14 protein-coding genes are annotated in these 13879 nt (G+C 31.3%); 5 read left to right on the plus strand and 9 right to left on the minus strand.

The window, feature by feature from the left end:
• The 5 genes from VLB80_01930 to VLB80_01950 form a co-directional block, all read right to left on the minus strand.
• Positions 1–802, minus strand: an 802-nt coding sequence (locus VLB80_01930; protein ID HSC24955.1) for an extracellular solute-binding protein, incomplete at its 3' end; no start/stop codon positions are given.
• A complete protein-coding gene (locus VLB80_01935) occupies positions 799–1578 on the minus strand; it encodes an ABC transporter permease (GenBank protein ID HSC24956.1) in 780 nt (259 codons plus the stop codon). The genes VLB80_01935 and VLB80_01930, both read right to left, overlap by 4 nt.
• Positions 1575–2459: an ABC transporter permease gene (locus VLB80_01940; protein HSC24957.1), complete on the minus strand. Its 885-nt coding sequence runs from the start codon at positions 2457–2459 to the stop codon at positions 1575–1577. The genes VLB80_01935 and VLB80_01940 overlap by 4 nt, the downstream gene beginning before the upstream one ends.
• The gene (locus VLB80_01945) at positions 2456–3550 is read right to left on the minus strand and encodes an ABC transporter ATP-binding protein (protein HSC24958.1); all 1095 of its coding nucleotides are present in this window, start codon (positions 3548–3550) and stop codon (positions 2456–2458) included. Before VLB80_01945 ends, VLB80_01940 begins: the two co-directional genes overlap by 4 nt.
• A 35-nt stretch (positions 3551–3585) precedes the next feature.
• Positions 3586–4290, minus strand: coding sequence for a hypothetical protein (locus tag VLB80_01950; GenBank protein ID HSC24959.1), 705 nt, complete (start codon positions 4288–4290; stop codon positions 3586–3588).
• A 334-nt stretch (positions 4291–4624) separates the two neighbouring features.
• Here VLB80_01950 and VLB80_01955 point away from each other — a divergent pair, with 334 nt between their 5' ends.
• On the plus strand, positions 4625–4882 hold the full coding sequence (locus VLB80_01955; protein ID HSC24960.1) for a hypothetical protein: 258 nt from the start codon (positions 4625–4627) through the stop codon (positions 4880–4882).
• Between the two features lie 11 nt (positions 4883–4893).
• On the opposite strand, the gene VLB80_01960 is transcribed toward VLB80_01955, so the two are convergent.
• The 4 genes from VLB80_01960 to ruvX form a co-directional block, all read right to left on the minus strand.
• A complete protein-coding gene (locus VLB80_01960; protein ID HSC24961.1) occupies positions 4894–6210 on the minus strand; it encodes a hypothetical protein in 1317 nt (438 codons plus the stop codon).
• A gap of 353 nt (positions 6211–6563) precedes the next feature.
• The gene (tsaB, locus tag VLB80_01965) at positions 6564–7235 is read right to left on the minus strand and encodes a tRNA (adenosine(37)-N6)-threonylcarbamoyltransferase complex dimerization subunit type 1 TsaB (GenBank protein ID HSC24962.1); all 672 of its coding nucleotides are present in this window, start codon (positions 7233–7235) and stop codon (positions 6564–6566) included.
• A 6-nt stretch (positions 7236–7241) separates the two neighbouring features.
• Positions 7242–7421, minus strand: coding sequence for a hypothetical protein (locus VLB80_01970; GenBank protein HSC24963.1), 180 nt, complete (start codon positions 7419–7421; stop codon positions 7242–7244).
• A gap of 156 nt (positions 7422–7577) precedes the next feature.
• A complete protein-coding gene (ruvX, locus tag VLB80_01975; protein HSC24964.1) occupies positions 7578–8003 on the minus strand; it encodes a Holliday junction resolvase RuvX in 426 nt (141 codons plus the stop codon).
• A 90-nt stretch (positions 8004–8093) separates the two neighbouring features.
• Here ruvX and VLB80_01980 point away from each other — a divergent pair, with 90 nt between their 5' ends.
• From VLB80_01980 to VLB80_01995, 4 genes are all read left to right on the plus strand, one after another.
• On the plus strand, positions 8094–9503 hold the full coding sequence (locus VLB80_01980; GenBank protein HSC24965.1) for an amino acid carrier protein: 1410 nt from the start codon (positions 8094–8096) through the stop codon (positions 9501–9503).
• Positions 9504–9507: 4 nt separating this feature from the next.
• Positions 9508–10947, plus strand: a complete 1440-nt coding sequence (locus VLB80_01985) for a UDP-N-acetylmuramoyl-L-alanyl-D-glutamate--2,6-diaminopimelate ligase (GenBank protein ID HSC24966.1) — start codon at positions 9508–9510, stop codon at positions 10945–10947.
• Between the two features lie 244 nt (positions 10948–11191).
• Positions 11192–12430: an ankyrin repeat domain-containing protein gene (locus VLB80_01990; protein ID HSC24967.1), complete on the plus strand. Its 1239-nt coding sequence runs from the start codon at positions 11192–11194 to the stop codon at positions 12428–12430.
• A gap of 259 nt (positions 12431–12689) precedes the next feature.
• The coding region (locus VLB80_01995; GenBank protein HSC24968.1) for an ankyrin repeat domain-containing protein at positions 12690–13879 on the plus strand (1190 nt) is incomplete at its 3' end.

The following is a 13879-nucleotide window of genomic DNA, read 5'->3' on the forward strand; positions in this document are numbered from 1 at the left end:
AACCTCCTTCTTTAGGAAGAATAAAATTAATAGTATCAAAGCGTCGCATCACTTTTAATAAATCACCGAGTAAACCAACAACTATAGGAACAACTCCTGATGCCAAAATATATTCTACGCGTGAATCTGTATATATCTCAACATATGGTTTTTGCTTGATCAATAATTGTTTTATTTGGTTAATTTTTGATGTATCCAATTGTTCAATATGTCCAAAAAGATATGAAGCAGCAATAAGTATAAGGGCGCGAGGGTCTTCAACCATACCAATGCGTTCTGGCATAATTTGTTCATTAAAAACTAAACCCCATGTTGGATCGGGCATTTTTTCATGCCAATATTTTTTATTTATTCCAATGCCAAATAATGACCAGTAAAACGGAATTGTGTAGTTATTATTTATATCAAAATAATGATGCAATAATGCGGGGTAAATAGTCTTCCATACATTTATTTTGCTCCGATCCAGTTTTTTAATTAAACCATCCTGAATTAATAATTCAGCTGCCCAATCAGATGGCATAACTAAATCATAATCATGTTCTCCAGGTCCATGTAATTTGGCAAGTAATTCTTCATTGTTTTCAAAATAACTCATATTTACTTGTATACCGGTTTCTCGCTCAAAGTCTGATAAAAATTCTTTATCAAGAACTTGGCCCCATACAAGAACATTAATATGAGTATCGTGATTATATATTGTAGACACCTGACCGATAAAAAGTGATGATATAATTATGATAGTCCAAATAATTACTATACCACACACAATCCATATGTTAGTTGGTTGTTTATGCTTCATTTTGGCATCCTTGTTTTTTTAACATGTAAAAAAGAAAAAAGAAGCACAAGGCAACTACTAAACACAAGCATAACTGTTGATAATGCATTTATCATTGGCGAAGCACCAGTACGAATTACAGCAAAAATATATAAAGGTAATGTTTGCACTGACGCTCCCGAGCAAAAAAATGAAATTATAAAATCATCTAAAGAAATAATGAAAACTAAAAGACCTGCTGTAATCAATGCCGGCATTAACAGAGGCATTACAACATAAAAAAATGTTTGTCTTTGTGTTGCGCCAAGGTCATATGATGCTTCCATTAAACCTTTGTCTAATTCGACAAATCGACCTTGTAAAATAGGCACCACGTACCCAAGACCAAGTAAGGTATGGCCAACAATTAATGTTGTTGTGCCAAGAGGTATAGAAAAGAAAGAAAAAAAAGAAAGTAATCCTACAGCTAATACTATTTCAGGCATTGCTAAACTACCATAGAATAGAAATAATGTGCGTTGTACAAACTGATGAGTTCCAAAAAAAATAAAATTTATACCGATCATTAAGCTTAATGCAACTGATGCTACAGCAATAATAAGCGAATTTCTTAAAGCATGCCATATTTCGACAGATGCAAAAAGGTCATAATACCACTGCCATGTAAATGATGTCCAAGTACAGGTAAATGGATTATCGTTAAAAGAAAATAATATCAAAATAAAGATGGGAATATATAAAAAAAAATAAAAAAATATAACAATAGTTGGTAGTATATATGAGTTGAAATTTCTCATTTCACTATCCTTTTACGTACTATTTTACGGAAAGGAAATGAACATAACCAATGTAAAAACAAAATGCATATTATTAATACCAATCCACTTACTATAGTAAAAGCTGACCCGAGTTGTTTGTCTTGTACCACCAAAAAATAGTGAGAGACTAATGATCCGACAAACATATGATGAGCACCACCCACAATTGAAGGTATAACAAATTCGCCAAATGAAGGGACAAATACTAAAAAAATTCCTGTTTTAATTCCAGACATTGAAAGAGGGATAGTAATATATTTAAAAGTTTGCCAATGCGTTGCACCTAAATCCATTGATGCTTCAAGAACATCTTGTTGAATCTTTTCTAAAATACTATACAGAGGCATAATCATAAAAGGGAGATAATAATACAGCATAACAAAAAAAATTGCCCCTATATTATTAATCATAGGTAATGGGTTTTGAATTAAACCAGTTTTTAATAATAACATGTTAATCAATCCATTATAATCAAGAATAAATATCCATGAATAAATTTGAATTAAAAAATTAGTCCAAAATGGTAATGTTAATAAAAATAATAAATAATTTTTCCAACGTCTATGTACAGTAATAGCTAAAAAATATGCAACCGGATATCCACACAAAAGACATAAAAAAGTAACACCTGTAGCAATAAAAATTGATCGTGCAATTATATAAAAATAAGGACTGCTTAACATAGTGATATAATTGCTCAATGTTATACTAATGTTGCTATCGTCACTTTTAAAGCTTGTGTAGAGGACAAGTAAAAATGGAGCATATAAAAATAATACTTGCCACAAAATTGCGGGAACAGAAAATATAAAAGATGCATATTCAGCAAAAAAGTTTTTAATATTTTTTTTAATTTTCATTTTTCAAGTAATACCACATTTTCTTTTTGCCAATATAAAAATACGGAATCATCATAGTCAATAATTTCTTGTGGAAAGTGTTCTTCATTTTGCTCAAATACTTGTACTATTTCATTGTTTTTTAATCGCACATTATATTGAGTCGAGCGCCCATGGTAGACGATTGATTGCACAATGCCTGTTAAAAAATTAGAGAAACCAACCATACATGTTTTACTAATTTCAATTTTTTCAGGTCGCAAGCTCATAAAAATAGTATTACCATGTCGTATCCATTCTTTTTTCTCCTCTGCAGCAACAACTTCAAACATGCCCAGATTAGCAAATTCAATATGATATTGTTCACCGATAATATGTAATATGCCTTGTAATAAATTAGTTATTCCTACAAATGCTGCTACAAAAGTACTAGAAGGGAATTCATAAATATTTTTAGGAGTTCCTACTTGTTCAATTTCTCCTTCATGATTCATAATTGCCATATGATCAGCAACCGTTAATGCTTCAAATTGATCATGAGTAACATACACAAATGTTGTCTTAAGCGTTGATTGTAGATCGATAAGTTCTATCAACATCTTTTCGCGCAATTTTAAATCTAATGCTGCCAATGGTTCATCTAATAATAATACATCAGGTTCATTGATTATTGCTCTTGCTAATGCAACGCGTTGTTTTTGCCCACCAGAAAGGGTATGTATAGATTTATAAATATGTTTATCCAGATGAACTGTTGTTAATATTTTGATAACTTTTTCTGTAATAATGTCTGTAGGTATATTTTTCATAGATAAACCATACGCAACATTGTCAAAAACATCCATATGGGGAAATAATGCATAATTTTGAAATACTGTATTAACACGACGTTTGTAGATAGGCATATGAGTAATATTTTGATCACCCAAAAAAATTGATCCACTGTCAGGTTCTTCCAGGCCAGCGATAAGACGTAATAGAGTTGTTTTTCCACTTCCGCTTGGGCCAAGAAGTGCGAAGAAAGTACCTCCAGGAATATTCAATGAAAGTTTATTTATTACAAGATCATCGTTATAGCGTTTTGTGATGGTGTCAAAACGAATATTCCTCATTAATGCTCCTCTTTAAGCTTAATAATTATCTACCGTTAACCAGAACATGATTTTGATTTAACACCTAATCGCGCCATTGTCATTGGAACAACTACATCTGCTAATGTGCACGGGACAACAACGGCAACAATTAAAAGAACAAAAACATTGCCTATAGAGGCATACCATGTTGTAAAGCCATGCGATATTAAATAAAATGTTGAAGCTAGAGAGCTAATGAATATATGCGTGGCATGAGAACTTAAAGAGTAACCGCCTTGTTTGCTTTTATGATGAGAACTCATAACAAAACCATTAATAATTCCAACGATTAAAAAAGGAATAACGCGCTGCGGTTCGGTTAAGAAACATGCATGAAAATGCATTTGTACACCAAGGAGCGTACCACCAATATACGGTAAAATAGCATCAGATAAAATACAAAAAAATGTTGGAGAGACAATGCCGACGATCAAAGCTCGTAAATAGTTTTTGGAAAATCGACAGAATGTTATAACTGTTCCTGTTGCAGCAAAAACAATATGCATAAAATGAAAGCTATGAAATAAAGCTTTGCTACCTTTTTTTACTAGAATAGGATCAAGGGCCATAGAAAAAACTGAATATACGCTTAATATAATTAAGCTGAATGCAACAGAATAAATTGCATATGGTAAATGACAAATCATTTCGTCAATAATGGTATGTTCTATATCATGATCATGACTATGGCTATGCTGATGCGAGTGCTTATCATTCATGATAAACCCTTATGTAAAAATGGCATATATTTTAAAGTTCTATTATATAATGTACCAGAAATTATCAGTAAGTGAAGAAGTGTGTTGTGGTAAAATAATAAATTTCTAATTATTAAGCAAAATAAAAAATTCCGGTTTTTATTATATAATAAATCCAAAAAAAACTAAACATATAAGATTTGAAAAAAAATTAGGGTATAATAAGAGAAAAAAATCATCAGAATGAGAGGTTATTATGGCGCAAACATACAAAAAACATGATAGTTGTTTAAAACAAAATTATCATTATTAGAAGTTTAAAATTATTAACTTATTACCAGGAATAAGAATTTTTATGAAAAAAATATATGCGATATTATTTATTATGATCTATAATTTGCCTTTAGTTGCTATGAAAAAATTACCTACGCACAATGAACTTAAGGACGATACTGCAGAAACAAGAAAATATATTTTGAAGCGATATGATGATGGTACAATCACACTTACTCCTGCTAATGATAAGGATAGTTTTGCCTATCCGATAAATCTTACACAGAATTTAGGCCCCGAACTTGCATATAAATATTCTAATAAATATTCCAAAAGTTAATTGTGTATTGATCAAAAAAATAAAAATGTCGAAAATAAGACTTGCGTATTTGCAACGGGAATAGGATTGATTGCACGCCCATAATCATTAAGTCCATCGGGTGTAATTCGCGTATCACCAAATGCGGCACGTGTATATTCAATTTCTAATGCAAACGTTATCTGTTTGATATTAAAGCGCATTCGTGGTGAAAATCTAATTACTGTATCAATATCATTACCAAGTCCAAATATTCTACGATCTTTAACAATGCCATCAGGGCCAATAATATCATGTTCTATTTGTTTACGTGAACCATAATTTTTTTCTGCACCAATAAACCATCCTGTTTCAAAAAAATCTGTAGGTATTATTGTCCAATCAGACCATCCAGAGAGTGTGCGTGTTGTTGTATACTTTTGAGATTGTGTTATGGGGTTAATTGATCTTTTTTCAACAGCGTAACCCCCAATTAAGCCGTAGTTTGAGACATTGCCGCCAAACATGAGTGTATTGCGAATATCGATTTTAGGCCATTGTAATTTTAGATAGTAAATGCCGCTTAAGCTACTTAAATTTTCTTTAACTTTGTATCCTGTATTAGAGACAAGGCGTGGTGTAATACGTTGATAGTCTATTCCTATTCCGGTAGTAATATGCTCTTGGTAAAACCCTTTTAATTGAAAATGTAAATTAGGTATAACAGCATCCCGCATGTACTGCGCGCTAAGTCCTAAAGGTCCATCGCTATCAAAATCAACTTGTGATGTTGCAGCGACTATAATATCAAGAGATGGTGCATGATAGGTATAATTTACCATTGGTGAACGTGTGTAAACTGCAAATGGGCGACCAGAGTTAAAGGAAACAGTGTTTGGAATAAGTTCAATAACATTGAGCGGGTGCCATGTTTGACCAAAGATAAATGTTGATTTATTCCAGTCAAGCTGTCCATATGCATGGCGCATATTAACAAGATTTACTGAATTATTTCCATTAGTGTTACCTCTAAATTCTACCTCAATAATCCCTTTCTCCCGAGTGTTATGATGTATATTTGGTCCATGCATAGTAACACGCATACGTGTTTCAATAGGAAGCATCTGTCCTTGTCCTTTTGCATTGATATCACCAGTTGGGCTGCATATTTTTGCTTTAGGATAGAATAATGTTTGATCATCAGATTCTCCTTGCACTTGTCGTGTATCATAAAAAGCTTTGTAGTTTATATAACCAGAAAAATCAAAAAAATGTTTGTAAGGTGATAAGCTATCTCTTTTGCCATAGGCGGCAGTAGAAGATAGAGCTATGCATAAATAAGCTAGTATATTATGTAATTTATTTTTCATTAAGCCCCTTATATGCTTCTTTGATTTTTACTGGAATTTTAGTGTAATTTGGTAATTTTATATTATTCAAAAATTTCATTAATATGATTTATATCTTGCCACTTTAATATTGAAACAAGTAGGATTATTGTTTTTTTCTAGTATAAATTTGGACAATTTTACTTTTAAAAAGAAGATTTGTCAAAATGGCTAAATTAATGATTAGGTTCTGTTGACTTTTTAGAAATAAAAATTTTAGGTCTGATAGCGCTCTGAAAAAGATAAATTTAACTATTGTATATCGTATTATAACAATTTAATTATTTCACCTATCATAACAATTTCTTTTTACCAGTGAATAAAATTAATACTTATTATAATTCCACAGCATGTTTTTTTAAATGTAATGGCATAAGATAGTCAGTAGTTTTTTTATTATGCATAAACATATCTAATCCTAATCTGCCAATAATTTCAAGCGAGCAAAATTGTGGGCTATTTTCTTGAATAATGGCGTTATCGCCGAGTTCATTTGTAATAAGATTATAATGCAGAGTTACGCCATTGCCGATAAAATTAATTGGTTGATTAGATAGTCGTTGTTTAATATCAACAAGAAAGGTAGTAATTGGTTTGTATCCTTTTGCAATAATTTTATCTTGATGCGCAATAAGATAATATACTTCATTATTAAATGCGTTTAATAAAATGATGGTATTGCTATAATTTTTATCATAAGATTCCAAAAATAATGCCTCAAGACCATCAATGCTCATGAGTGGTATATTTGTAGCTGCATGTAATCCATTAACCGAAGCAATTATTGATCGTAAGGTAGAAAAAGGACCAGGACCGCAATTTACTGCACAAAAAGAGAGATTAGAAATATGTATTGAATTTCTGACTAATAATTGATCAAGAAGTGGGATAAATAATTTACTCGTGTGGCGCTTGTCTTCATATGCATAATCAACGCGTTGGTTATTAATGAAAAGCGCCATTTCGAAAATATCATAGGTGTTTTGAATTGCTATGTATGAATGCATACTATCTCAGTTACGATTTTTATATTTTTGTTGCTGATAAAAAAGACTAAATGAGTCATACTCAATAGGCTTTTCTTTTTTTAATACTATTTTACCACAATTTAAACATTTCCACCCCTCAAAATTAAGAGGATTATCAAAAAATGTTTGTAGAACCAATAAACCATCACATTTTTGACATTTCATATGACTACCCCTTTTAGCTATAAGCCTATCACTACAGTACAATGGTAATAACGATAGTGCTGATGTGCTTCAAGTTGTTTTCCTTTTTTTATTGTCAAGTTAAAGCATAAATCTCCTTATTGTCAATAAAGAGGTGATTTTTTTACCTACGTATAACTAGGATGATTCAGAAGATAAGTTTTCATGAAAACGTTTATATTCAAGATAGGTGCTAAGAAATATCGCAGCTGCTATAGCATGAGATCGAAGCTTATCATCTTTAGTCTTTATCGATTTTATTCCAGCAGCTTGCTTGCTCGTTAATCTCTCATCCCACATCTTCCATTCAATATGTGGAAAATAAATGCGCAATTCTTCTGTCATAGCAATAATTTTTTTTGTTTGATCACTTTCAGTGCCGCGTAATGTTGTAGGAAGTCCAACAACAATTATTGAAACATTCTCTTTTTTAATAACTTTTTCTAAGTATGTGTATATATCGGTTGTTTTTATTGTGTCATACGGACGTGGTAGAATACCAAGTGGATCAGAAATAGCAATGCCAGTCCAACGATCGCCAATATCGAGAGCAAGGATTTTCATATTTTTTAGGCCTTATCAAAGTATTAAAATATGAGTATACTTAATCTGATATTATTGTAAAATTAATTGTTTATTGATAGAGAGGTATGTATGGGTCTTACAGATTACAATTCATTGATAGAAGTTACTCCACAAGCTGGAAGCTTAGTAGGTATTTCTAAAATATCTTTACCAGAATTTATAAAAACACTGAGTAGTATGGTTAATGGTTGGCCATTACTGATATATGTTATTATTATCAGCATTATTTATACCGTTGCGCTACGTGGTATTCAATTTAGATATTTATGGACAGCCTTAAAGTCTACGGTAGCGCCTTCAGATACCGGAGTTCAGCAGGAAAGCAATGTATCTCCGTTTCATGCATTTATTAGTACCATTAATTCAAATTTGGGAAATGGAATTATTGCTGGTGTCGCTACTGCAATTTATGCAGGTGGTCCCGGTGCGGCATTATGGTTTGTAATTTTTGGTTTTATTTTGATGGCAGTGCGTTTTGCTGAAGTTTATTTAAGTACGCTTTATGCATCAAAATCGACAGAAAAAACTGTTCTTGGCGGACCTATGCTCTATTTAAAAGCAGTTCCGGGTGGAAAATATCTTCCTTTTATTTATGCTTTTTCATGTGTATTTTATGGATTGATTGGTGGTAATATTGCTCAAGCAAATTCAATTGCAGTCAGCCTGTCATCTACATGGGGAGTTGCACCATTATATACAGGACTTGCTCTTTTAGGATTCGTTCTTTACATTCTTTTTGGGGGTGCTCAGCGTATTGTAAAAATTTCTGTTAGTATTGTACCCATTAAAGTGATAGTTTTCATGCTCTCTTCTATATCGGTTTTATTATTTCATTATAAATCATTATTATCTGCGCTTTATTTAATTGTAACAAGTGGACTTGGATTTAATGCCGTTGCAGGTGGCGCAGTTGGTTTTTCTCTTCAACAGATGATTGTTATGGGTATGGCACGTTCAGTTTTTTGTACTGAATCAGGGCTTGGTTCGGCAGCTATTTTGTTTGGTTCCACTGGTAATGATAATGCAGCGCAAAATGGTTTTATGGGCATGGTAAGTACTTTTATTAGTACGTGTATTGGTTTTATTGTCGCTGTATGTATTGTTGCTTCTGGCGTATGGAATAGTGGTCTAAATAGTACCGCATTAACTATTGCAGCATTTGATACAGTTTTTGGTGCGTATGGTGGCTGGATTGTTAGTTTCCTTGCTATTAGTTTTGGATTTGGTGTAATGGTTTCTTATGCATACGTTGTCCGATCTGCATGGCTATATGTGACTAATAATCGTTTTGATAATTTATTTACGATAGTATATAGTCTTTGTGCATTTGGTGGATCGTTAGCTGCAGTAGACGTAGTATGGGATTTAACTGATATTGTCATTGCTATTATGCTTTTTATTAACTTATATGGCTTATTAATGTTATTACCAAAAATAAGAACACAAGTAATTGATCAATTGCGTACGTATAGAGTATAGGCAAATGTCTATATATATACCAATTGTTATGCCATCGATATTTCCCGTGACATGTCATACTGATTTTGTTGGAGAAGGATCGTGTTTTGTTGCAATTGAAGGTTATACCGAAGATGGTGTTACTTATATAAAAAAGGCTATTGAAAAGGGTGCACGTACAATTGTCGTGCACCATACTACTTTTTTAGATGATGCTATGTGCGCTTATATTGCTACACAGAATGTTACCATTGTACGTGTTCTTGATACGCGTAAATCATTAGCTGAACTGAGTGCGAAAAAAGCTGGTTTTCCTGCGCAAAATTTGAAGATAATTGGTATTACTGGCACTAAAGGGAAAACGACTACATCATTTTTATTGGAGCATATTCTCCACGAAGCTGGTTATAAAACAGCACTTATTAGTTCTGTTCAAAATCGTATTTGTGGATATAATTTTCCTTCATCATTAACTACACCTCAACCAGATTATTTGCAACAATTTTTGAAATTGTGTGGTGAAAATAACGTTGAATATGTAGTGATGGAAGTTGCTGCTCAGGCACTTACCTTGCATAGAGTTAATGGTATTTCTTTTTGTGGTATTATTTTTACCAATTTTTCTCATGAACATTTAGAATTTTATTCAACACTTGAAGATTATTTTGCTGCAAAAAAAATTATTTTTACTATGACCCAACCTACCGCACCGTTATTTATTAATGGAGACGATGAGCATGGTAAGAGATTACTTAATCAATATTGCTCAGCATTGGCATATGGTTTTTCCGACACTATCAGAGGATATAAGGGTTCGTTTGTGGTAGATCCAATTTCTACCATTGAATTAACTATTGACCATTATAATAAGAATAATGATTTTGTTTGTTCAGCATTATTTGGTGCTTATAACGCATACAATGTATTAGCTTCAATTAGCATGGCTTTAGCATTAAATATACGCGCAACTACTATTCAAGATGCATTATGTATATTTAATGGTGTTCCGGGACGGCTCCAAGAACATGTTTTGCCAAATGGAGCTCGATGTTTTATTGATTATGCTCATAACCCGGAATCATTTCGTGTGGTATTGTCAACATTGCGTGCTTTAACATCACACTTAATTGTAGTTTTTGGCGCTGGTGGTGGCAGAGATATATCAAAACGACCAATGATGGGATATATTGCAGCACACATTGCCGATATTGTTGTAATAACGTCAGATAACCCACGATTAGAAGATGTAGCTGTTATTACTGATAATATTACGAGTGGTATTCCAGAGATATTGCGTCATAAAATCGTACAAGAACCTGATCGTAAAAAAGCTATTGAACTTGCTTATCATGCATCTGATAATGGATCAATTATCGCTCTTCTTGGTAAAGGACCAGATGAATATCAAATTGTTGGTAGAGCAAAGCATTATTTTAGCGAACGAACCATTCTTGAACAATTATAAATAATACTGTGCTTCTATCGTTGTTTTTTATTTCTTTGAACAAAAACTTTCTGTAATATTAAAATCTATGCAGTACAAAAAAATTTCCTTTTGTTTAGTATTATTATTTTTTACCAATTTTTTCATAGGTACTTATGAAAGATCGTTTGTCGTAAAAACTATAATTCCTCTTGTTGCAATGGCAACACTCAGCGGCTTATTGGTGTACAATGAAAATTATCTAATCCATTACATATGGTATAAATTGTTTTATTCTGCTAATCCCAATATACAAAATGAATTTGGAGATACTCCTTTGCATTGCGCTGTTATATTAAACTTTATTGTAATGGTAAAAATCCTGTTAGATGATCCTAGAACTGATCCCAATATAAAAGATAACTATGGATATTATACTCGTTTAGATATGGATAAAGAAAATATTACAATTGTACAAAGTATAATTAATGATAAAAGAGCTGATTCCAATATACAAGATAATGGTGGAAATACTCCTTTGCATATAGCTATATATAAAAAAAAGATTGAAATTGTAAAAATACTTTTAGATGATTCTAGAACTGATCCCAATATACAAGATGAGTATGGAAATACTCCTTTGCATATAGCTATAGATAGAAACAATAGAAAAATTGTAAAAATGCTGTTAAGTAATTCCAGAACTGATCCAAATATACAAGATAAGGATAGAAATGCTCCTTTGCATAAAGCTATAGATAGAAACAATAGAAAAATTGTAAAAATACTGTTAAGTAATTCCAGAACTGATCCCAATATACAAAATAGGAATGGAGATACTCCTATTATGCTTGCTGCGCAGAAAGCTATAGATATAGTTAATGCATTACTTTTAGGTGGAGCAAATATATTAGACATAAATAACAATAAAGAAACAATATTATATATTGCTTATTCCCATAAGATTATTCAAGACATAAATAAACTCAATCACAAAGAGAATGATCACAATAAAAGAGCTGCTTTTCTTAATAATGAATTACATCAAATATCTACAATCACTAATAATGATAAAAGTACATATAATAAGGTTAATGATTTTATTAGTTGGTGCATCGGAAATGGCGCTGAGATCAATACAAGAAATACTAATAAACTTAGGCCTGTAGATGTGGCTGAAAGTCTCTATAATTATGTACTAAAACATTCTATTAATAAAGATATTACGCATAAAGAAAGAATATATCACATTTTTTTAGACCATACTCCTTATTGTTCTGATGCAATTGTATATTCATTATTACGTAGAACTGTAGATGATTATGATGTCATTAAAATAATCATGGGCTATTATAAAGCACTGACTATTGATAGAGAAATAGCTTTACGCATTAATTCTAATCTTAATTTTTATAGTTATTCGATGCAAAAAATAGAAAAAGAACAATTTAGAGATAATTTACTCAATGACATATGCCAACAAAAAGGATACCACAATCCATACAAAGCACTGCCTATTATGTAGTAAATAAACTTTTGTTTTTTTATCTACATGCCAAATCAGTTGTTAATAATTAGGGTAAAATGGTATAATTATTTTTCCACCAATTATTAACAACAAATTATGGTATATTTTATCTATAATATTTATGCAGTACAAAAAAATTTCCTTTTGTTTAGCTTTATTACTTTTCACAAATTTTTATATAAATACCTTCGAAAAATCGTTTATTATAAAAACTATTATTCCTCTTACTGCATTAATCACCATCACTAGCTTGTTCGTGTATAATAAAAATTATATAATTAGTTACTTATGGTATAAATTATTTTATTCTGCAGATCCAAATATACAAGATCACTATGAAGCTACTCCTTTGCATCTTGCTGTTCAAGGAGGCAATATTAAAATGGTACAAATTCTAATAAACGATAAAAGAACTAATCCAAATATACAAGATTACTATGAAGCTACTCCTTTGTATCTTGCTGTTCAAAGAGGCAATATTGAAATGGTACAAATTCTAATAAACGATAAAAGAACTGATCAAAATATACAAGATAACTATGGAAATACTCCTTTGCATCTAGCTGTTCGAGGAGGCAAGATTGAAATGGTACAAATTATAATAAATGATAAAAGAACTGATCCAAATATACGAGATAGAGATGGATATACTCCTTTGCATCGAGCTGTTCGAGGAGGCAAGATTGAAATGGTAAAAATACTAGTAAATGATAAAAAAACTGATCCTAATATACAAGATAAATATGGAGATACTCCTTTACATCTGGATATGGATCTAAATCGAATTGATATAGTAAAAATTCTATTAAGTAATGCTAAAACTAATTCAAATATACGAGATAAGTATGGAAATACTTCTTTGCATCGGGCTGTTCAAGAAGACAATATTGAAATGGTACAAATTATAATAAATGATAAAAGAACTGATCCCAATATACAAGATAATGATGGAGACACTCCTTTGCATATGGCTGTTCTAAAAGGAAATACAGGAGTTTTACAAATTCTATTAAGTAATTCTAAAACTAATATTAATATACAAGATAAAAATGGATATACTCCTTTACATAAAGCTATTCTTTCTGGAAGCGAGGATATCATACTTTTGCTATTGCATCATTCAAAGCTAAAAATAGATGAAAATATTTATACTGAAAGATGTAATAGTAAAGCCTTTCAAAATGCATGTAACAAGGGACTTGATATATCAACAATAGAATTAATTTTTAATACATTAAAAATTAATATTAATCATTGTGATTGTGACGGCAATACTCTTCTGTATAGTGTTTGTAATGGAAAGAACATAGACTTAGTACAATTATTACTTAAAAAAGGAGCAAATATTACTCTCAAAAACAAATACGGAGATACTCCTCTTATAATTGCTGCTACAAATGATATAAACATAGTAAATATGTTAATTACCTATGGAGCAAATATATC

The sequence above is a fragment of the Candidatus Babeliales bacterium genome (assembly GCA_035455925.1).
In the GTDB taxonomy this organism is placed as follows: Bacteria; Babelota; Babeliae; order Babelales; family Vermiphilaceae; genus SOIL31.

Excerpts from the sequence above, each read along its gene's own strand:
- VLB80_01935 (HSC24956.1), bottom strand. The coding sequence starts at position 1,578 with ATGAGAAATTTCAACTCATATATACTACCAACTATTGTTATATTTTTT.
- VLB80_01940 (HSC24957.1), bottom strand. The coding sequence starts at position 2,459 with ATGAAAATTAAAAAAAATATTAAAAACTTTTTTGCTGAATATGCATCT.
- VLB80_01945 (HSC24958.1), bottom strand. The coding sequence starts at position 3,550 with ATGAGGAATATTCGTTTTGACACCATCACAAAACGCTATAACGATGAT.
- VLB80_01950 (HSC24959.1), bottom strand. The coding sequence starts at position 4,290 with ATGAATGATAAGCACTCGCATCAGCATAGCCATAGTCATGATCATGAT.
- VLB80_01955 (HSC24960.1), top strand. The coding sequence starts at position 4,625 with ATGAAAAAAATATATGCGATATTATTTATTATGATCTATAATTTGCCT.
- VLB80_01960 (HSC24961.1), bottom strand. The coding sequence starts at position 6,210 with ATGAAAAATAAATTACATAATATACTAGCTTATTTATGCATAGCTCTA.
- tsaB (HSC24962.1), bottom strand. The coding sequence starts at position 7,235 with ATGCATTCATACATAGCAATTCAAAACACCTATGATATTTTCGAAATG.
- VLB80_01970 (HSC24963.1), bottom strand. The coding sequence starts at position 7,421 with ATGAAATGTCAAAAATGTGATGGTTTATTGGTTCTACAAACATTTTTT.
- ruvX (HSC24964.1), bottom strand. The coding sequence starts at position 8,003 with ATGAAAATCCTTGCTCTCGATATTGGCGATCGTTGGACTGGCATTGCT.
- VLB80_01980 (HSC24965.1), top strand. The coding sequence starts at position 8,094 with ATGGGTCTTACAGATTACAATTCATTGATAGAAGTTACTCCACAAGCT.
- VLB80_01985 (HSC24966.1), top strand. The coding sequence starts at position 9,508 with ATGTCTATATATATACCAATTGTTATGCCATCGATATTTCCCGTGACA.